Here is a 19,486-nt window from a genome sequence, read left to right on the forward strand (position 1 = left end):
AATGATATAATGAAGGTTGAACATTAGGAATATGGTGAACTATGAAAATTGATAAAAGACATCTTTTAAATTATTCCATCCTCATTCCCTATTTGATTTTATCCATCATTGGTTTGATTGTAGTCTATTCGACAACAAGTGCCTTAGCGATTCAAAGTGGAGTGAGTTCGATCCGGATGGTGCGGACGCAGGGGCTCTTTTTTATCCTCAGTCTCTTGACCATTGCATTGATCTACAAGTTTAGTTTAAACTTTCTTCGAAATAAGAAAGTTTTAGCTGTTATTATCTTTATTGAGGTAATTTTGTTACTTCTTTCAAGGTTTGTTACTGATACGGTCAATGGGGCTCATGGTTGGTTGACAATTCCTGGAGGCTTCAGTATCCAGCCAGCGGAGTACCTTAAGGTTATTTTAGTCTGGTATTTAGCTTTAATTTTTTCTAAACGGCAAGATGAAATACGTGACTATGATTATCAAGCCTTGACCCATAATGAGTGGATTCCTAGGAATTTAACTGATTGGCGTTGGTTGACTTTGATTCTCATTGGAATCGTTGCTATTATGCCCGACTTAGGAAATGCAACCATCTTGGCTTTAACGGTCTTGATTATGATTACGGCTAGTGGAGTGGGGTACCGTTGGTTCACTTCTCTGCTTGGTTTAGTCGTTAGTGGATCGGCGATTATTCTTGGTTCAATTTGGATCATTGGTGTGGACCGTGTCGCTAAAATTCCTGTTTTTGGTTATGTAGCCAAACGTTTTAGTGCCTTCTTCAATCCATTTAATGACTTGACTGGTGCAGGTCACCAATTGGCCAATTCCTATTATGCCATGAGTAACGGTGGATGGTTTGGATTAGGCCTAGGAAATTCAATTGAAAAGCAAGGTTATCTACCTGAAGCACACACTGACTTTGTATTTGCGATTGTGATTGAAGAATTAGGTTTTGTTGGAGCTAGCTTGATCCTTGCACTCTTATTCTTCTTGATTCTTCGAGTGATCTTAGTAGGAATTCGAGCAAAAAATCCTTTTAATTCTATGATGGCCATTGGTATTGGTGGCATGATGTTGGTGCAAACCTTTATTAACATCGGAGGAATTTCGGGTTTGATCCCATCTACTGGGGTAACTTTTCCTTTCTTATCCCAAGGAGGGAACAGCTTATGGGTCTTATCTGTAGCTATTGCTTTTGTTCTTAATATTGATGCTAGTGAAAAAAGACTAAGAATGAAGCAGGAAGGAATCCTTTTTGAGGAAAAGGGTAAAATTAAATCTTATTACTAAATTTGTATTTGCTAGACTACGATCAATAAAGGAGAAAAAATGGTCTTACAAAAATTAGAGAACTTTAGAAATAAAGACATTGTCAAAGAAGAAGCCGAAATTCTAACAGATCTATTAGATGATATTACTAAAAATCTTGTTTGTCCGGAGACATTTGAAAAAATTTCACAATTAAAGGATCTATCGAAAACAAAGAATTACCGTGACTTGAACCAATTAGTAGAACAATTGTCTAATGAAGAAATGACGGTAATCTCACGCTATTTTGCGATTTTACCACTTTTGATCAACATCTCTGAAGATGTCGATTTAGCTTATGAAATCAATCATCTTAATAATGTGGATGGCGATTATCTTGGGAAACTTTCTTCAACGATTAAAGAAGTTGCAAAAAATGAAGATGCACAAGAAATTTTAGAAAATCTAAATATTGTACCCGTTTTAACGGCCCATCCGACTCAAGTGCAAAGAAAGACCATGCTGGATTTGACCAATCATATTCATGCTTTACTTCGCCAACATCGGGATGTTAAAGCAGGATTGATCAATGAGAATAAGTGGTATAATAACCTTCGTTGTAATATTGAAATCATGATGCAAACGGATATGATCCGTGATAAAAAATTGAAGGTGACAAATGAGATCACCAACGTCATGGAGTATTACAATAGTTCCTTCTTACAAGCTGTTCCAAACCTCGTGTTGGAATACAAACGTTTAGCAAAAGAACATGGTTTAGAGCTCGAACAACCACATCCAATTACAATGGGAATGTGGATTGGAGGAGACAGGGATGGAAATCCTTTTGTGACGGCTGATACTTTAAAACGTTCAGCAACCATTCAAAGTGAAGTCATTTTGAACTATTACATTGAAAAGATTTCTAAATTATACCGTCATTTCTCACTTTCAACTAGTCTCTCTAATACTAGTGAAGCGGTAGCTGAGATGGCTGCCTTGTCAAGTGATACGTCAGTCTTTCGCGAAAAAGAACCTTACCGTCGTGCTTTCCACTATATCCAATCAAAATTGATCCAAACCTTGGTTAACTTAAAAGAATGGACTATGGTTGGTGAAACAAGGGAAGACCGCTATGCGGTAGAGAGATTATTGGGAGCAAGTAATCACCAACAAGGGCCCGTTTCTGATTATATTGATAATCGGATTTCAGGCGCCTTAAAAGAGATTTCTGCTAAAGAATCTCCAGCTTATGCGTCCGCTCAAGAGTTTAAAGAAGATCTTGAAAAGATTAAAGATTCCTTGTTAGAAAATAAATCAGAGTATTTGATTTCCGGTGAGTTTGCAGAACTCCTAGAAGCTATCGATGTCTTTGGTTTTTACCTTGCATCTATTGATATGCGCCAAGATTCTAGTGTGCATGAAGCCTGTGTGGCAGAATTGCTGAAATCAGCAGGGATTAATGATCATTATTCAGATTTATCAGAGGACGAAAAGTGTCAGATTCTCTTGAAAGAACTCTTAGAAGACCCACGTATTTTATCAGCAACCCATGCCGATAAATCTGAGTTGCTTGAAAAAGAATTGGCGATTTTCCAGACAGCGCGTGAATTGAAGGATCGCTTGGGTGAAGAAGTTATCCGTCAAAACATTATCTCCCATGCAACAAGCGTATCAGATATGTTGGAACTGGCAGTGATGTTAAAAGAAGTGGGCTTAATTGATACTGAAAAAGCACGTGTGCAAATTGTTCCATTGTTTGAAACAATTGAAGATTTGGATCATTCAGAAGAAACCATGAGAAGCTACTTGTCACTTCCAATCGCTAAACGTTGGATTGCTTCTAAGAATAATTACCAAGAAATTATGTTAGGTTACTCTGATTCCAATAAAGACGGTGGTTATTTGTCTTCTTGTTGGACCCTCTTTAAAGCTCAACAACAATTGACCGCAATTGGAGATGAGTTTGGAGTGAAGATCACTTTCTTCCATGGCCGTGGTGGTACCGTTGGCCGTGGTGGAGGTCCTACTTATGAAGCCATCACGTCTCAACCATTGAAATCGATTAATGACCGAATTCGCTTAACTGAGCAAGGGGAAGTAATCGGAAATAAATATGGAAATAAAGATGCCGCTTATTACAACCTTGAGATGCTCGTCTCTGCAACCATTAACCGAATGATTGCCGAACAAAAGAGTCCATTCTCTATGTTCGATCGTTTCGGGGAAGTCATGGATAAAGTCGTGAATCGTAGTTATGATATCTATCGTGATTTGGTCTTTGGAAATGAGCACTTCTATGACTACTTCTTTGAATCAAGTCCGATCAAGGCTATTTCTAGCTTTAATATTGGTTCGCGTCCAGCTGCTCGTAAGACCATTACAGAAATTGGTGGTTTACGTGCCATCCCATGGGTCTTCTCTTGGTCACAAAGTCGTGTGATGTTCCCTGGTTGGTACGGAGTAGGTTCTAGCTTTAAGGAATTTATCGATGAGGATCCTGAGAATATCGAAACCCTTCGATACATGTATAAAAACTGGCCTTTCTTCCAATCTCTCTTGTCAAATGTGGACATGGTCTTATCAAAAGCCAATATGGATATTGCCTTTGAGTACGCGCAATTGTGTGAAGAAGAAGAAGTGCGCAATATTTATCAAATTATCTTACATGAATGGCAATTGACGAAGGATATCATCTTGATGATTGAGGAACAAGAAGAATTACTCGCGGAAAACTCTTATTTGAAAGAAAGTTTGGACTATCGGATGCCATACTTTAACGTCTTGAACTATATTCAGTTAGAATTGATTCGACGTCAACGGACTGGACAACTACCAGCCGATCAAGACAAGCTGATCCATATCACCATCAATGGGGTTGCTACAGGACTACGGAATTCAGGCTAAAAAATCGGAACAATTGTTCCGATTTTTTAGCTTTGGAAGGAAGTGATAGAAGATGATTAACGAGCTTGAATAGCAGGTTTTAAATGAGAATTTTCAAAGCTTGATCAAGATCTTTCTGTAAGATGACAAAATAAAAGAAAAGAAGAGGAATAATTAAGAAAATATAGGTAAAAGGCTTGCAATTTTATCTAAAATTCGATAGAATAGTAAGGAAAGTTAGACTGTATTGCCTACTGTCTATCTATAAAATATATTTTATTGGAGGCTTTTACTCAAATGGCAAAAGAAAAATACGATCGTAGTAAACCGCACGTTAACATCGGTACAATCGGACACGTTGACCACGGTAAAACTACCCTAACTGCAGCAATCACAACTGTTTTGGCACGTCGCTTGCCTTCATCAGTTAACCAACCTAAAGACTATGCGTCTATCGATGCTGCTCCAGAAGAACGCGAACGCGGTATCACTATCAACACTGCACACGTTGAGTACGAAACTGCTAAACGTCACTACGCTCACATCGACGCTCCAGGACACGCGGACTACGTTAAAAACATGATCACTGGTGCCGCTCAAATGGACGGAGCTATCCTTGTAGTAGCTTCAACTGACGGACCAATGCCACAAACACGTGAACACATCCTTCTTTCACGTCAGGTTGGTGTTAAACACTTGATCGTCTTCATGAACAAAGTTGACTTGGTTGATGATGAAGAATTGCTTGAATTGGTTGAAATGGAAATCCGTGACCTTCTTTCAGAATACGATTTCCCAGGTGATGACCTTCCAGTTATCCAAGGTTCAGCTCTTAAAGCTCTTGAAGGTGACTCTAAATATGAAGATATCATCATGGAATTGATGGATACTGTTGATGAGTACATCCCAGAACCAGAACGCGATACTGACAAACCATTGCTTCTTCCAGTCGAAGACGTATTCTCAATCACTGGACGTGGTACAGTTGCTTCAGGACGTATCGACCGTGGTGTTGTTCGTGTCAATGATGAAATCGAAATCGTTGGTATCAAAGAAAAAATCCAAAAAGCAGTTGTTACTGGTGTTGAAATGTTCCGTAAACAACTTGACGAAGGTCTTGCAGGGGATAACGTTGGTGTGCTTCTTCGTGGTATCCAACGTGATGAAATCGAACGTGGACAAGTTATCGCTAAACCAGGTTCAATCAACCCACACACTAAATTCAAAGGTGAAGTTTACATCCTTACTAAAGAAGAAGGTGGACGTCATACTCCATTCTTCAACAACTACCGTCCACAGTTCTACTTCCGTACAACTGACGTGACTGGATCTATCGAACTTCCAGCAGGAACTGAAATGGTAATGCCTGGTGATAACGTGACTATCGACGTTGAGTTGATCCACCCAATCGCCGTTGAACAAGGTACTACATTCTCAATCCGTGAAGGTGGACGTACTGTTGGTTCAGGTATGGTTACTGAAATCGAAGCTTAATTCGATCTAGTTCCCAGATTAACAATTATATAGACAGACAGAAAACCCCGTGAAGACGGGGTTTTTATTTTGGTAAAAAGTAAAATGAGCTTGTGCAACCTTTCATTATGACGAAATTTATGGTAGAATAGATAGTATAAAATTAGAAAAAAGAGGTATGTGAAATGTCACGTAAACCATTTATCGCTGGTAACTGGAAAATGAACAAAAATCCAGAAGAAGCAAAAGCATTCGTTGAAGCTGTAGCATCAAAACTTCCTTCAGCTGATCTTGTTGAAGCTGGCATCGCAGCTCCTGCAGTTGACTTGACAGCTGTACTTGCTGCTGCTAAAGGTTCAAACCTTAAAGTTGCTGCACAAAACACTTACTTTGAAAATGCTGGTGCCTTCACTGGTGAAACTAGCCCACAAGTTTTGAAAGAAATCGGTACTGACTACGTTGTTATCGGTCACTCAGAACGTCGTGACTACTTCCACGAAACTGATGAAGACATCAACAAAAAAGCAAAAGCAATCTTTGCGAACGGTATGCTTCCAATCATCTGTTGTGGTGAGTCTCTTGAAACTTACGAAGCTGGTAAAGCAGCAGAATTCGTAGGTGCTCAAGTTTCAGCTGCTCTTGCTGGATTGACTGCAGAACAAGTCGCTTCAACAGTAATCGCCTACGAACCAATCTGGGCTATCGGTACTGGTAAATCTGCTTCACAAGACGATGCACAAAAAATGTGTAAAGTTGTTCGTGACGTTGTAGCTGCTGACTTTGGTCAAGAAGTGGCTGACAAAGTACGTGTTCAATACGGTGGTTCAGTTAAACCTGAAAATGTTGCTGAATACATGGCTTGTCCAGACGTTGACGGAGCTCTTGTAGGTGGTGCATCACTTGAAGCTGAAAGCTTCTTGGCATTGCTTGACTTCGTTAAATAATGACATATAAAAGGCGAGAGGTTTCTCGTCTTTTTTATAGTAGAAAAGACCAGCTACAAAGCTGGTCTTTTGAGTTAGGAACGTCCTAAAAGTTTCTTAATGAGAGAAATCATTTTGTATTTAAGAGGACGGGGATAATAACGGAAGGTTCCCATCTTACGAACGATGTAGCCATTAAAGTTCTGTTTGAAACGAAGCACACCATCTGACCCGTCAAAGATTCCTTGAATGCCAAGGAAGTTGTATCTTGGGATACCACGTTTGATGGTTTCAAGCATCATATATTCCTGGAGAACAGCAGGAGCATAGAACTTATTAAATTCTGTATAAGAGCCACTGAATAAATAGGTGGATTCTTGTGGCATATAGACGAAGAGGCTACCTGCAAGAATGACGTCTTGATCTCCATATTTTTCAATATATTCTTTTGCGTCCCTCTTTCTCACCTCAAAGGTATCAAACTGGCTAGAGAATTCACGAAGTTGATTTTGTTTTTTCTCTGAATTGGGGTTGACTTCAAGATCCTTCTGTAATTTCTCAATCTTCTGTGCTAGTTTTCCTTGGTCTTTTTCAAGATTCGTGTAGTAATGGTGGAAGTTCAGTGTTGCGATCATGAAATCTGCATTGTCGCCAAAACTGTCATAGAAAGTTTGGTAATAATCCAAGGTCTTATCCTGATAGTCGCGACGGTCACTGGTAGAGGAAGTAATATCCTTAAAGAGTTGCAGTTCATCTCGGTTTAATCGTTTCAGTTCAATACCGAAAGATTTGGCTTTCTTGACAAGTGGCTTTCCTTTTTTACTGAAGCTCTTGAGAAGATTTTTCTCGGTGATACCCTCCATATCTTTCACATAATGCCAATCACCTTCTCCACCTGGATAACCTGTTGTTAAACCATCATGCTGATAGCCCAATTTTTTTAGGGTATCCATAAAATGGGTTTGCTCTTCACTGGTTGGATTGCCGTCACTGTCAAAGGTTTGATAGGTATCATAGGGCTTGATAACGAGTTCAATAGCCCCATTTTCTTTCGCATAGTCTTTTAAGGCTGCATAGAAGGGTTCTAGCATAGATTCCTCTTGGTAAAGGGGGCCAGAATTGATTTCCATATGGAGACCACCTGTCATAGGAAGACTGTACAAGATTGCTGCCACTTGGACTTGATCTTCTTGCTTCCAAGCGATAAATTGGACGGTATTTCCTCGCTTTTTAAGCAGATCTGCCATTTCAGCAGACTGGATAAAAGAGCGATGGGAGACAGTATTTGCAAATGAGGTAAATTCTTCTTTTGAAATTGTCGTAAGAGTCATGTAACTTTATTTACTCCTTAATTTTTTCCGGATCTTGTAGACTTTGTTTACAAGTGGATAGAGTGGACTGGTTGGGAGGTTGAATTCCCCAACAAATTCTTCAATGACAGGATTAAATTTAGATTTAAAATGATAGAGACCACCATCGAGTGAATTTTCAATGCCCCCCATATTTTGCCAAGAAGCACCACGGTCGAAAGCGTGTTGGGCAGTTTCATACCAGGTGAGGATAGCAGGTTGGTAACGGCGGAATTCTTCATCCATCCCTGCATAAACATTTTCAGACGTCCCACCGAATTCAAGGGTTAAGGTCCCAGATAAAGGAACGATCTGTCTACCTGCTTGGAGATGCTGTTCAAGAAATTGCAGTTCTTCCTCTATCCGCTCTTTTTCTTTTTGGTTATTCTCAACCTTGCCAGGCTTTGTTTTTTCTGTGAATTTTTCAGCCTCTGCCTTGTTTTTTTCAAGATCTTTTGTAAGGGAGGTTTTCCGTTTCTCGAGATCTAGCGTAGACAAGGTAATGTAGGATTGTCCTTGGTAGGTTGTGAGCAGTTTTTCGTAGTAGTCTTTTCCACGTAAATGAATGCTTTTACGAGCCTCAGTCTTTTTCATGAGAGAAGCAAAGTCCTCTAACAATTCGGTTCCGCCAAATTGGACTTGGATTCCTTTGTTTCGAGCAGTTCGGATGGCTTGTCGAGTAGATTTTGAAAGATCTTGCTCGGTGAAAAACTCTTTGTGGATATTTGCTTGAAAGCGTGGTTGGATATTTTCTGCCATATCACTGGTTCGGCCAGTCCATTCAACCCCTTCTTTAGTTAAGGTGTCGATCATCGCTTGCACAGTAGGAGCTTCCGTCTTTTCTTGTCCAATCAAGTGTTTACTCAAGAAAAGACTTGGATCAAATTTCACAAACAAGGCCTTGTATTGTTTGGCTATCTTTTTAAGGGACTGGATCACAAATGAAACCAGCTCTTTGTTTTGGTAATCCATGATTGGACCTCGAGGAATGTAGAGCATGGAAAAGCCAAGTGGCAGGGGTTGAATCAAGATGCTAGCAACAGCGACTAATTGGTCTTCTTGATAAAAACCAACCCGTTCATTTCCCCAATTATCTTTGATTTTTGCCCATGAGCTGCTTTGTAAGAGATTAGTTTGGTCACTCTGAATAACAAAGTCATCATGCTCACTAGCAGAAATTCCTAGCTGGTAATGGTACATTTCTTATAATACCCACTTTCTAATGGCGTATGCAACGCCAGATTCATCATTTGATTTGGTAATAGTTGTAGCAATTTTTTTAAGAGCTGGATTGCCATTCTCCATAACGACGGCATGTCCCACGACTTCTAGCATGGAACGGTCATTTTCCTCATCTCCGATGGCCATGGTTTCTTCTTGCTGAATTCCAAGTCGTTCAGCTAGATGAAGAACAGCTGATCCCTTATTGGTTGTTTTCCCTAGAATTTCTAAATAAAAAGGGGCTGATTTGACCATAGTGAAGCGATCCTTGAATTCTTTAGGGATTTTTGCAATCGCAGCATCTAGAATATCTGGTTCATCGATATACATGGCCTTGACAAATTCTTTCTCACGAACTTCTTCAGGCGTCCGGTAATAAAGGGGCATATTGACCAGTTGAGATTCATGAATGGTGTAGCGTCCGATATCGCGATTGCTGGTATAGATGCCGTCTTTAGTAATAGCATGAGAGTGGATTTGGAGTTTGTTAGCAAGAGACTCGATATCGAGATAGTCCTCATAATGTAAAAGGTCTTTGATGAGTTCTTTTCCAGTAGCAGTTTCTTGCACCAGACCGCCATTAAAGGTAATGACATAGTCTCCAGGATCCATCAAATGGAGTTCTTTTAAAAGTTTTGAGACCCCTGCGATAGGACGACCGGTTGTGATCACGATTTTAACACCTGCGGCTTTAGCGTCTTGAATGGCTTCAAATACGGAAGGTGTGATCTCTTTTTTTGAATTGAGAAGTGTACCGTCGATATCGATCGCAACTAATTTAATGGACATCCGTCTCTCCTGTAAAATAATCATTGGTGATATAGGAAGTGAATTCCTCTACTTGCTTACTGAAAAGTCCATTAACCTCCAGCATTTCTTTTGGGAAATAGAAGCGGTTGTCCCCATAGCGAGTTCCTGCTAAAGCAGCGACGAGTGGAGACAACTGAGATAATTCAGCGAGACTCCCATCTTTTCGGATCATCTCGATCTGGGTCCGCGGTTTTTCAAGCTCTGGTCGATAAATATCGTAGGGCAGATCGAAATTTTGATGAATAGCTGTGTAGTAGGTTGGATTAAACCCAACCTCTTTAATCAGTTTTTCAAGGATTGCTAAGTCTTTTCGTTTATCTTCTGTAAATAGAATCGATTTAAAGACTTTCCGATTAATATAGCGCTGAGCAAGATCAGACAAGATGGTATCCGGACTATCCATCCAGACTTGGAAATAGGTATTCATGACACCGTCATCTAGATTTAAGTAGTCTTGGATAGTGACTTCTTCTTCAAAAAATGGAATCAAGCGAGGTGAAGTCAGTTGAAAATACTCTTTCTGATCTGGATAAATGGTTCTAGCGCGTTTGAGTAGATTTTGAAGGAGGACTTCCATGGCACGAGTAGCCGGGTGGAAGTAGACCTGCATATACATTTGGTAACGGCTGACCACATAATCCTCGACAGCGTGCATGCCATTTTGTTGGAAGGCAATGCCATTTTCAATCGGTCGAATGACGCGCAAAATACGGGTCAAGTCAAATTTTCCATAGGAAGCACCCGTAAAATAGGCATCCCGCAGTAAATAATCCATCCGGTCCACATCAATTTGACTAGAAATCAATTGCACCACTTGCTTATTGGGGTAGGTGTGGTCAATGACGCTGGCTACACGATTAGGGAAATCAGGTGCCACCTGTAAGAGGATCTGATTCACCTCTGTCTCTGGACTGGTGATGATCAGCTGGGTCATTTTTTCGTGATCGGTCCCAAAGAGTCCTTCGAAGGTATGGGAATAGGCACCATGCCCGATATCATGAAGAAGGGCCGCTGTCATGGTCAGTAGATTTTCATCAGAATTCCATCGATCTGCATACTTTTCCTCAAAAATAGACAGAATTCGTCTTGAAATTTCATAGGCACCCAGACAGTGAGAAAAACGACTATGCTCCCCACCGTGGAAGGTAAAACCAGATGTCCCCAGTTGTTTGATGCGGCGTAGTCGTTGAAATTCTTTACTATTAATTAATTGATAAATGATCGGATGATCCACATGAACGTAATCATGTACGGGATCGCGAAAGACTTTTTCATTCATGGGTCTATTATAGCAAAAAAAAGCCTATTTTGCGATCTAGAGGCTAATAGGAGCAGTCAAAATGCGTTAAATTTGATAGAATAGTAGGGTAATGAAAGAAGAGAAGGAGAGAAAGATGCAGATTCGCATTCAAAATACTATTCGATTTGGAGAAGAAATGGAAATCGTTGATCAGTACTATCAAGGTGAATGGAAGGAAAAAGCAGGTTTTCAATATCTCTTGTATACCAATGAAGAAGATGAAAAGGTTGCTTTGAAATTTTCCAACGATGAATTGGTCATGACACGATTCTCAAGTCCTAAATCCATCATGCGTTTCTACAAAAATGAAGATGGTGGGGCAATCATCCCAACTCCGATGGGCATTCAGCAGTTTTTGATTACAACAGACCTCTTTCAATTAGAAGCAGGTCATTTGCAAGTCTCTTATCGCTTGTTAACTCTCGATGGAGAACAGGAATTTGCCAATTATCAATTACTAGTGGAATGGGAAGAATAGACCTCATTAAATTATTAGAGATCCCGCTTGCTTTATTCTATAAAAATGGTATAATAAAACCACTCAAGGGAGTAGCTGGCGGTTTTCCGCGATAGTGTCGTCATTACGAATTATTTCCGGCACTATATTAAACAGCGAGACTTGTTTTTTTAAAAAACAGGTCTCTTTTTTTGTAAAAAGAGACCAAAAAGGAGGAGACTGTTTTGTCAAAAGAACAAAATAAAGATTTGTTTTACACGCAATCTTCTGAGGAAGTCCTAAAGAACTTGGACTCATCTGTCGAAGGTTTGTCAACCGCCCAGGCTCAAGAACGCTTAGCGAATTATGGTCGTAATGAGTTGGAAGAGGGTGAAAAACGTAGCCTACTAGCTAAATTCCTTGATCAATTTAAGGATTTGATGATTATCATCTTGCTTGTGGCAGCGACACTTTCTGTGATTACAGAAGGAATGGACGGTCTAACGGATGCCATGATCATCTTGGCCGTTGTTGTCTTGAATGCTGCCTTTGGGGTTTACCAAGAAGGGCAAGCAGAAGCAGCCATTGAAGCTCTGAAAAATATGTCTAGCCCCATGGCTCGTGTTCGTCGTGATGGCCATGTTATTGAGATTGACTCAAAAGAATTGGTACCCGGAGATATCGTCTTGCTTGAAGCGGGAGATGTCGTGCCTGCAGATATGCGTTTGTTTGAAGCAGCTTCTCTTAAAATTGAAGAAGCAGCTCTTACAGGGGAGTCTGTGCCAGTTGAAAAAGATGTGACAGGACTTGTTGAAGCAGATGCTGGTATTGGGGACCGCGTTAATATGGGTTACCAAAACTCAAATGTAACTTATGGTCGTGGTATTGGTGTCGTAACAAACACTGGTATGTATACAGAAGTTGGTAAGATTGCAGATATGTTGGCTAATGCCGATGAGACTGAAACACCATTGAAGCAAAGCTTGGAACAATTATCTAAAGCCTTGACTTACTTAATTGTTGTGATTGCGGTCATTACTTTCTTAGTTGGTGTCTTCGTTCGTGGAGAGCATCCATTAGAAGGCTTGATGGTTGCGGTAGCCCTTGCGGTTGCGGCCATTCCAGAAGGACTTCCTGCCATTGTAACTATCGTTCTATCTTTGGGAACTACAACCCTTGCCAAACGCAATTCGATTGTTCGTAAATTACCAGCGGTTGAAACTCTTGGTTCAACAGAAATCATCGCATCTGATAAAACAGGTACTTTGACCATGAACCAAATGACGGTTGAGAAGGTTTATACAAATGGTCAATTGCAAAGTTCGGCAACTGAAATTTCTGCTAGCAACAATACCCTTCGTATCATGAACTTTGCCAATGACACTAAAGTGGATCCATCTGGTAAATTGATTGGGGACCCAACGGAGACAGCCCTTGTACAGTTTGGTTTGGACCACAACTTTGATGTTCGTGAAGTCTTGAAGGATGAGCCACGTGTGGCTGAATTGCCATTTGACTCTGACCGTAAGCTTATGTCTACTATCCATAAGGAAGCTGATGGTTCATACTTTATCGCTGTCAAGGGTGCTCCTGACCAATTGCTTAAACGCGTGACACGTATTGAAGTCAATGGGGAAGTTCGCCCCATCACAGAAGAAGATAAAAATGCTATCCTTGCCACTAACAAAGACTTGGCTAAACAAGCCCTCCGTGTCTTGATGATGGCTTATAAGACAAGCAACGAAATCCCAACCTTGGAATCTGAAATCGTTGAGTCTGACCTCATCTTCTCTGGTTTGGTCGGCATGATTGACCCTGAGCGTCCAGAAGCAGCAGAAGCTGTTCGTGTCGCTAAGGAAGCAGGTATCCGTCCGATCATGATCACAGGTGACCACCAAGATACAGCGGAAGCTATTGCCAAACGTCTCGGTATCATCGATCCAAATGACACAGAAGATCACGTCTTTACAGGAGCTGAGTTGAATGAACTCTCTGATGAAGAATTCCAAAAGGTCTTCAAACAATACTCTGTTTATGCTCGTGTATCACCTGAACACAAGGTTCGGATCGTGAAAGCCTGGCAAAAAGAAGGTAAAGTTGTTGCCATGACTGGTGACGGGGTTAATGACGCACCATCACTTAAGACAGCTGACATCGGTATCGGTATGGGGATTACTGGTACAGAGGTTTCTAAGGGAGCATCTGATATGGTCCTTGCTGATGACAACTTCGCAACCATTATCGTAGCGGTTGAAGAAGGACGTAAGGTCTTCTCAAATATCCAAAAATCTATCCAGTATCTCTTGTCTGCCAATATGGCTGAAGTCTTCACCATCTTCTTTGCAACCCTCTTTGGTTGGGATGTGTTGCAACCAGTTCATCTTCTCTGGATCAACTTGGTAACTGATACTTTACCAGCTATCGCTCTTGGGGTAGAGCCTGCTGAGCCAGGCGTGATGACCCACAAACCTCGTGGACGTAAATCTAACTTCTTTGACGGTGGTGTCTTCGGAGCTATCCTTTATCAAGGAATCTTCCAAACTATGCTGGTTCTTGGTGTCTATGGTTGGGCTTTGATTTCTCCTGAACACTCTACCCGGGCAGAAATCCATGCTGATGCTTTGACCATGGCCTTTGCGACTCTTGGATTGATCCAATTGCTCCATGCCTTTAACGTTAAATCGGTTTACCAATCGATCTTTAAAGTGGGACTCTTCAAGAACAAAACTTTTAACTGGTCTATCCCAGTAGCCTTTATTCTCTTAATGGCGACGATTATGGTACCAGGATTCAATAAACTCTTCCACGTGTCTCATTTGAGCTTGACACAATGGTTGGTGGTTGCTGTAGGTGCCCTTATGATTGTTGTCCTTGTTGAAATCGTTAAAGCCGTTCAACGTGCACTTGGTAAGGATAAAAACGCCATTTAATCGCGTATCAAAAGTCATCTTCGGATGGCTTTTTTGCTTGCAGAGATGTCTGGGCATATTTCTTGAGCCCAGACTGGATTTTTGATAAACTAGACAACAGTTTGAAGAAAGGAAACTTATATTATGAAAAAGTTTTTTGCTGAAGTTATCGGCACATTTATGCTTGTCTTTATCGGAACCGGTGCTGTTGTTTTTGGAAATGGGACTGAAGGTCTTGGGCATTTAGGAATTGCCTTGGCATTTGGTTTGTCAATTGTTGCAGCTGCATACTCTATTGGGACTGTTTCTGGTGCTCACTTAAATCCTGCTGTTTCTATTGCTATGTTTGTCAACAAACGCTTGTCGTCTAAAGACTTGATTAACTATATCGCAGCACAAGTGGTTGGAGCAGTTCTTGCGTCTGCAACAGTATTCTTTCTCTTGTCCAATTCAGGTATGTCAACTGCTAGTCTTGGTGAAAATGCCTTGGCTAAAGGAGTGACTCCATTTGGCGGTTTCTTGTTTGAAGTGATTGCATCCTTTATCTTTATCTTGGTCATCATGACAGTGACATCAGCTTCTAAAGGAAACGGGAAAATCGCTGGTCTTGTCATCGGTTTGAGCTTGACCTTGATCATTCTTGTTGGTTTGAACATTACAGGCCTTTCTGTTAACCCAGCTCGTAGCTTGGCTCCTGCACTCTTTGTAGGTGGTGCAGCCCTCCAACAAATTTGGATCTTTATCTTGGCTCCAATTGTGGGAGGAATTCTCGCAGCAATCGTTGCAAAAAATCTCTTAGATACAGAAGAGTAAAAAATGATTCCAGAGGAACAATTTTGAGAACGTAGATAAAATGTTCTTCTTTGCAAATCTTATAAATTTTATAAAGACAAAAAAATTAACTGTTAGCATTATTCAATCATCAACTAAAACTTTCCTTTGTGAGAAAAGTGCTAGAAACACTCTTGTTTCTAGCACTCGGGAGTTTTGGAACCTTAGGTCCAAAACTAAGTCATGGAACTTCTTCGAAGTTCGCTGACGTCCGTACTCACCTAAGGAAAGTTTCTAAATGACTTTGTCTTCAGTCTGAAATTGGTTCCAGAGGGACCAATTTTTTATAGTTCAAGGATAGTCATGGCTTGAGAAAATTCATGAGCAAGCTGTTTTTTCTTGTAGGCTTTAAATTCAGGAAGGTCTTTAATTCTGCGATAGCGTTTGTAGGGGTCGTATCGTTTTGGAAAATCATATTCAGGAAAAACCTCAAAGAATTGTTTGCAGAGCTCCCATTCTCTGACATAGCCTAAAGGTCTGGCATGATAGGTGATCGTGTCAATAGTTGTTGCTGGCATTCGGTGGTGGCTATGACCAAAAATTACTTCTCTGACAGGAAATTGTCTAAAAAGCTCATGAAAGGCTTGGCTCCCTAAAAAAGCATTGAAACGTTCAAAATAAGGGTGGCGTAGGAGAAACTGACTATGGGGAACAAAGTGCATAGCGATGATCAGGGGTTGATCCACTTGCATGAGTTCTGTTTCGAGCTCTCGCAACAAACGTTGGGTAATGGCTGGATCAGCTCCCATTCGTTGGAGGCGTCTGTCAAACCAAAACAGATTCTTGGTTTGGAGATGTTTTTGGGGAGAGAGATTAGGAACAAAGCTGTAGTCATACCAGCCAGAAAAGGCAAGGAGTGTATGCTTTGAAAAAGGAATCTTTTGAAATTCAAAAGGTTTCATAGCTTCTTCTGATAGACCCAACATATCATGATTTCCCAAGCTAAAGGTCACAGGAAGCTGATATTGGAGTTGGGCCAAAAATTCTTGTGACGTCTTTTCAAAGCCGTTGGCAATATCTCCTGCAATATGGAGATGTTGAATTTTTCTGTCCTTGAAAAGAGTGATAAGGGTCTCTAATTCATCTTTTCCAAAGTTGTTTGAATCAATATGTAAATCGGACATAAAAGCTACTGTTGTCATGCTACCAGTCTAGCATAAGAGGATCTTTTTTTCTAACAATTAGGTTACAAATGAATGGAAAAATTTTGAAAATTAGCTGGCTTGGCAATGATCAACCAGCAGATCCAATATTGGAAGGTGGGCAAATAGTGAAGGTTATGATATAATAGACTAGATACATAGAAAGAGGTACTTATGGACATTTCAGAAATTCGTCAAAAAATTGACGCAAATCGTGAAAAATTAGCTTCTTTCAGGGGGTCTCTTTGACTTAGAGGCATTGGAAGAAGAAATTGCCATTTTAGAAAATAAAATGACAGAACCTGATTTTTGGGATGATAATATTGCTGCACAAAAGACATCTCAAGAATTAAATGAACTCAAGCAGACCTATGAAAATTTCCATCAAATGGTGGATCTCTTTGATGAGTCAGAAATCTTACTGGACTTTTTGGCAGAAGACGATTCGGTCAAGGAAGAATTGATCGAAAAGTTAGAGGAGCTGGACAAACGCATGACCAGCTATGAGATGACCTTGCTATTGTCTGAACCCTATGACAATAATAATGCCATCCTAGAAATCCACCCAGGTTCAGGAGGGACAGAAGCTCAGGACTGGGGTGACATGCTTCTTCGGATGTATACTCGTTTTGGAAATGCCCATGGCTTCAAAGTTGAAGTCTTGGACTATCAGGCTGGAGATGAAGCTGGAATTAAGTCTGTGACCCTATCCTTTGAAGGGCCACATGCATACGGTCTTCTGAAATCTGAAATGGGGGTTCATCGTTTGGTTCGAATTTCTCCATTTGATTCTGCTAAACGTCGGCATACGTCCTTTACATCAGTTGAGGTTATGCCTGAACTCGATGATACCATCGAAGTTGAAGTTCGTGATGATGATATCAAGATGGATACCTTCCGCTCTGGTGGAGCTGGTGGACAAAACGTCAACAAGGTTTCTACAGGTGTGCGCTTGACCCATATTCCGACAGGAATTGTAGTGGCATCCACCGTGGATCGGACCCAATATGGGAACCGTGATCGTGCGATGAAAATGCTTCAAGCTAAACTCTACCAATTAGAGCAAGAGAAAAAAGCAGCAGAAGTGGATTCTCTAAAAGGGGATAAAAAAGAAATCACCTGGGGAAGTCAAATCCGCTCTTATGTCTTTACCCCTTACACCATGGTTAAGGATCACCGGACCAACTACGAAGTAGCACAGGTGGATAAGGTGATGGATGGAGATATCGATGGCTTTATTGATGCCTATCTCAAATGGCGTCTCCAATAACTTAGAGGAAATCAACCAGAAAAGAATGAAAGGAATTTCATTACATGTCAATGATTGAAATGAAAGATGTTGTCAAAAAGTATGACAACGGGACGACGGCCCTTCGCGGGGTCTCTGTCCAAATTGAACCAGGAGAATTTGCCTACATTGTAGGACCTTCTGGTGCAGGGAAGTCGACCTTTATTCGACTTTTATACCGTGAAGTTAAACACGATAAAGGAAGCTTAAAAGTAGCTGGTTTTGATTTGGATAAAATCAAAAAACGCGATATTCCTATGTTGCGACGCAATGTAGGAGTGGTTTTCCAAGATTATAAATTACTTCCAAAGAAAACCGTTTATGAAAATATTGCCTACGCTATGCAAGTTATCGGTGAGCGCCGTCGCAATATTAAAAAGCGTGTGATGGAAGTTTTGGATCTTGTTGGGTTGAAACACAAGGTCCGCTCATTCCCAAATGAATTGTCCGGTGGGGAGCAACAACGGATTGCGATTGCTCGCGCGATCGTCAACAATCCGAAAGTCTTGATTGCGGATGAGCCAACTGGTAACTTGGACCCAGATAATTCATGGGAAATCATGAACCTTTTGGAGCGGATTAATCTGCAAGGGACAACAGTATTGATGGCGACCCACAATAGCCAGATTGTAAATACTTTACGTCACCGTGTCATCGCGATTGAAAATGGTCGTGTAGTGCGTGATGAAGCGGAAGGAGAGTACGGATACGATGATTAGAAGATTTTTCCGACACTTAATCGAATCGCTTAAAAGCTTGAAACGAAATGGTTGGATGACGATTGCAGCGGTCAGCTCGGTTATGATTACCCTTAGCTTGGTTGCTATTTTCGCCTCTGTGATTGCTAATACCATCAAGCTTTCAGATGATATTCAAAATAGTGTGCGGGTTGTAGTATACATGCGCAAAGATATTCAAGACCAGAGTGAGCAAATTGAAAAAGACGGTCAAACCGTGACCAATGAAAACTACCATAAGGTCTACGATGCTCTGACAGCCATGAAACATGTTGACAAGGTTGATTTTTCTAGCAAGGAAGAACAGTATGATAAACTGATCAAAACGGCTGGGAACAACTGGAAGATTTTTGATGGAGACGCAAACCCCCTCTACGATGCCTATTATGTAGAGACAACAGCTCCAAAATATGTGAAGCAAGTCTCGGCAGACGCTAAAAAAATTGAAGGGGTCTCTGAAGTGAAAGATGGTGGGGTTGATACCCAACGCTTGTTCGCCCTTGGAACCTTCATCCGAAACTGGGGCTTGATCGGTGTAGCTTTATTGATTTTCATCGCTGTCTTCTTGATTTCCAATACCATCCGGATTACCATCATTTCACGTAGTCGTGAGATTAAGATTATGCGACTGGTAGGAGCAAAAAATGGCTATATTCGTGCACCATTCCTTTTAGAGGGGGCTTGGATCGGTCTCTTGGGAGCCTTGGTTCCTTCGGCTTTGGTCTTCTATGTTTATAATGTTGTCTATACATCAATGAACAATAACTTGTCAGATCAAAACTTGTATCTCTATAGTCCACATCTTTTGGTACCGATTATGGTGGGTGGTCTCTTTGGATTAGGAATTTTGATCGGAGCGATCGGTTCTTCAATCTCCATGAGACGTTTTCTTAAGATATAATAAAAAAGCAAGTTCACACTTGCTTTTTTTGTATCCTTT

Annotated in this window: 15 protein-coding genes; 10 read left to right on the forward strand and 5 right to left on the reverse strand. The window is 40.8% G+C overall.

Annotated elements, in window-relative coordinates:
• The first annotated feature begins 41 nt into the window (after positions 1-41).
• The 4 genes from ftsW to tpiA all read left to right on the forward strand — a co-directional run bounded on the left by ftsW (position 42) and on the right by tpiA (position 6,544).
• Positions 42-1,283: a cell division peptidoglycan polymerase FtsW gene (ftsW, locus tag HMPREF2926_RS07410; protein ID WP_013903874.1), complete on the forward strand. Its 1,242-nt coding sequence runs from the start codon at positions 42-44 to the stop codon at positions 1,281-1,283.
• A gap of 39 nt (positions 1,284-1,322) precedes the next feature.
• Positions 1,323-4,148, forward strand: a complete 2,826-nt coding sequence (ppc, locus tag HMPREF2926_RS07415; RefSeq protein ID WP_049488868.1) for a phosphoenolpyruvate carboxylase — start codon at positions 1,323-1,325, stop codon at positions 4,146-4,148.
• Positions 4,149-4,424: 276 nt separating this feature from the next.
• The gene (tuf, locus tag HMPREF2926_RS07420) at positions 4,425-5,621 is read left to right on the forward strand and encodes an elongation factor Tu (RefSeq protein WP_031574016.1); all 1,197 of its coding nucleotides are present in this window, start codon (positions 4,425-4,427) and stop codon (positions 5,619-5,621) included.
• A 164-nt stretch (positions 5,622-5,785) separates the two neighbouring features.
• A complete protein-coding gene (gene tpiA, locus HMPREF2926_RS07425; protein WP_049514632.1) occupies positions 5,786-6,544 on the forward strand; it encodes a triose-phosphate isomerase in 759 nt (252 codons plus the stop codon).
• A 74-nt stretch (positions 6,545-6,618) separates the two neighbouring features.
• Here the strand turns inward: tpiA and HMPREF2926_RS11325 are convergent, their stop codons facing one another.
• From HMPREF2926_RS11325 to HMPREF2926_RS07445, 4 genes are read right to left on the reverse strand one after another with little or no spacing between them, the layout of a single operon-like run.
• A complete protein-coding gene (locus tag HMPREF2926_RS11325) occupies positions 6,619-7,854 on the reverse strand; it encodes an aminoacyltransferase (RefSeq protein ID WP_070587130.1) in 1,236 nt (411 codons plus the stop codon).
• Positions 7,855-7,860: 6 nt separating this feature from the next.
• Positions 7,861-9,072 carry an aminoacyltransferase gene (locus HMPREF2926_RS11330; protein WP_031574026.1) on the reverse strand — a complete coding sequence of 404 codons (1,212 nt, stop codon included), beginning with the start codon at positions 9,070-9,072 and terminating at the stop codon, positions 7,861-7,863.
• Between the two features lie 3 nt (positions 9,073-9,075).
• Positions 9,076-9,882, reverse strand: a complete 807-nt coding sequence (gene yidA, locus HMPREF2926_RS07440) for a sugar-phosphatase (RefSeq protein ID WP_049507679.1) — start codon at positions 9,880-9,882, stop codon at positions 9,076-9,078.
• Positions 9,872-11,182 (reverse strand): HD domain-containing protein, encoded by a 1,311-nt coding sequence (locus tag HMPREF2926_RS07445; RefSeq protein WP_070587131.1) that lies wholly within the window; start codon positions 11,180-11,182, stop codon positions 9,872-9,874. The genes yidA and HMPREF2926_RS07445 overlap by 11 nt, the downstream gene beginning before the upstream one ends.
• Before the next feature lie 115 nt (positions 11,183-11,297).
• Between HMPREF2926_RS07445 and HMPREF2926_RS07450 the strand changes: the two genes are divergently transcribed.
• The 3 genes from HMPREF2926_RS07450 (at position 11,298) to HMPREF2926_RS07460 (ending at position 15,361) form a co-directional block, all read left to right on the forward strand.
• On the forward strand, positions 11,298-11,681 hold the full coding sequence (locus HMPREF2926_RS07450) for a YwiB family protein (protein ID WP_003008038.1): 384 nt from the start codon (positions 11,298-11,300) through the stop codon (positions 11,679-11,681).
• Positions 11,682-11,884: 203 nt separating this feature from the next.
• The gene (locus HMPREF2926_RS07455; RefSeq protein ID WP_070587132.1) at positions 11,885-14,569 is read left to right on the forward strand and encodes a cation-translocating P-type ATPase; all 2,685 of its coding nucleotides are present in this window, start codon (positions 11,885-11,887) and stop codon (positions 14,567-14,569) included.
• Positions 14,570-14,692: 123 nt separating this feature from the next.
• Positions 14,693-15,361 (forward strand): MIP/aquaporin family protein, encoded by a 669-nt coding sequence (locus tag HMPREF2926_RS07460; RefSeq protein WP_070587134.1) that lies wholly within the window; start codon positions 14,693-14,695, stop codon positions 15,359-15,361.
• A gap of 302 nt (positions 15,362-15,663) precedes the next feature.
• Here HMPREF2926_RS07460 and HMPREF2926_RS07465 read toward each other — a convergent pair whose 3' ends face one another.
• On the reverse strand, positions 15,664-16,521 hold the full coding sequence (locus tag HMPREF2926_RS07465) for a metallophosphoesterase (protein WP_070587135.1): 858 nt from the start codon (positions 16,519-16,521) through the stop codon (positions 15,664-15,666).
• A 174-nt stretch (positions 16,522-16,695) separates the two neighbouring features.
• On the opposite strand from HMPREF2926_RS07465, the gene prfB reads away from it, so the two are divergent.
• From prfB to ftsX, 3 genes are all read left to right on the forward strand, one after another.
• A protein-coding gene (prfB, locus tag HMPREF2926_RS07470; protein ID WP_100209015.1) for a peptide chain release factor 2 occupies positions 16,696-17,791 on the forward strand; the annotation gives its coding sequence in 2 pieces (ribosomal slippage) (positions 16,696-16,767 and positions 16,769-17,791; 1,095 coding nt in all).
• Between the two features lie 44 nt (positions 17,792-17,835).
• Positions 17,836-18,528, forward strand: coding sequence for a cell division ATP-binding protein FtsE (gene ftsE / locus HMPREF2926_RS07475; protein ID WP_070587136.1), 693 nt, complete (start codon positions 17,836-17,838; stop codon positions 18,526-18,528).
• The gene (ftsX, locus tag HMPREF2926_RS07480) at positions 18,521-19,447 is read left to right on the forward strand and encodes a permease-like cell division protein FtsX (protein WP_049497441.1); all 927 of its coding nucleotides are present in this window, start codon (positions 18,521-18,523) and stop codon (positions 19,445-19,447) included. Before ftsE ends, ftsX begins: the two co-directional genes overlap by 8 nt.
• The last annotated feature ends 39 nt before the right edge of the window (positions 19,448-19,486 follow it).

Source organism: Streptococcus sp. HMSC078D09, from assembly GCF_001813675.1.
Lineage (GTDB): Bacteria > Bacillota > Bacilli > Lactobacillales > Streptococcaceae > Streptococcus.

Bases quoted from the DNA above. Each gene is read 5' to 3' on its own strand.
- ftsW (WP_013903874.1), top strand. From the start codon at position 42: ATGAAAATTGATAAAAGACATCTTTTAAATTATTCCATCCTCATTCCC.
- ppc (WP_049488868.1), top strand. From the start codon at position 1,323: ATGGTCTTACAAAAATTAGAGAACTTTAGAAATAAAGACATTGTCAAA.
- tuf (WP_031574016.1), top strand. From the start codon at position 4,425: ATGGCAAAAGAAAAATACGATCGTAGTAAACCGCACGTTAACATCGGT.
- tpiA (WP_049514632.1), top strand. From the start codon at position 5,786: ATGTCACGTAAACCATTTATCGCTGGTAACTGGAAAATGAACAAAAAT.
- HMPREF2926_RS11325 (WP_070587130.1), bottom strand. From the start codon at position 7,854: ATGACTCTTACGACAATTTCAAAAGAAGAATTTACCTCATTTGCAAAT.
- HMPREF2926_RS11330 (WP_031574026.1), bottom strand. From the start codon at position 9,072: ATGTACCATTACCAGCTAGGAATTTCTGCTAGTGAGCATGATGACTTT.
- yidA (WP_049507679.1), bottom strand. From the start codon at position 9,882: ATGTCCATTAAATTAGTTGCGATCGATATCGACGGTACACTTCTCAAT.
- HMPREF2926_RS07445 (WP_070587131.1), bottom strand. From the start codon at position 11,182: ATGAATGAAAAAGTCTTTCGCGATCCCGTACATGATTACGTTCATGTG.
- HMPREF2926_RS07450 (WP_003008038.1), top strand. From the start codon at position 11,298: ATGCAGATTCGCATTCAAAATACTATTCGATTTGGAGAAGAAATGGAA.
- HMPREF2926_RS07460 (WP_070587134.1), top strand. From the start codon at position 14,693: ATGAAAAAGTTTTTTGCTGAAGTTATCGGCACATTTATGCTTGTCTTT.
- HMPREF2926_RS07465 (WP_070587135.1), bottom strand. From the start codon at position 16,521: ATGACAACAGTAGCTTTTATGTCCGATTTACATATTGATTCAAACAAC.
- ftsE (WP_070587136.1), top strand. From the start codon at position 17,836: ATGTCAATGATTGAAATGAAAGATGTTGTCAAAAAGTATGACAACGGG.
- ftsX (WP_049497441.1), top strand. From the start codon at position 18,521: ATGATTAGAAGATTTTTCCGACACTTAATCGAATCGCTTAAAAGCTTG.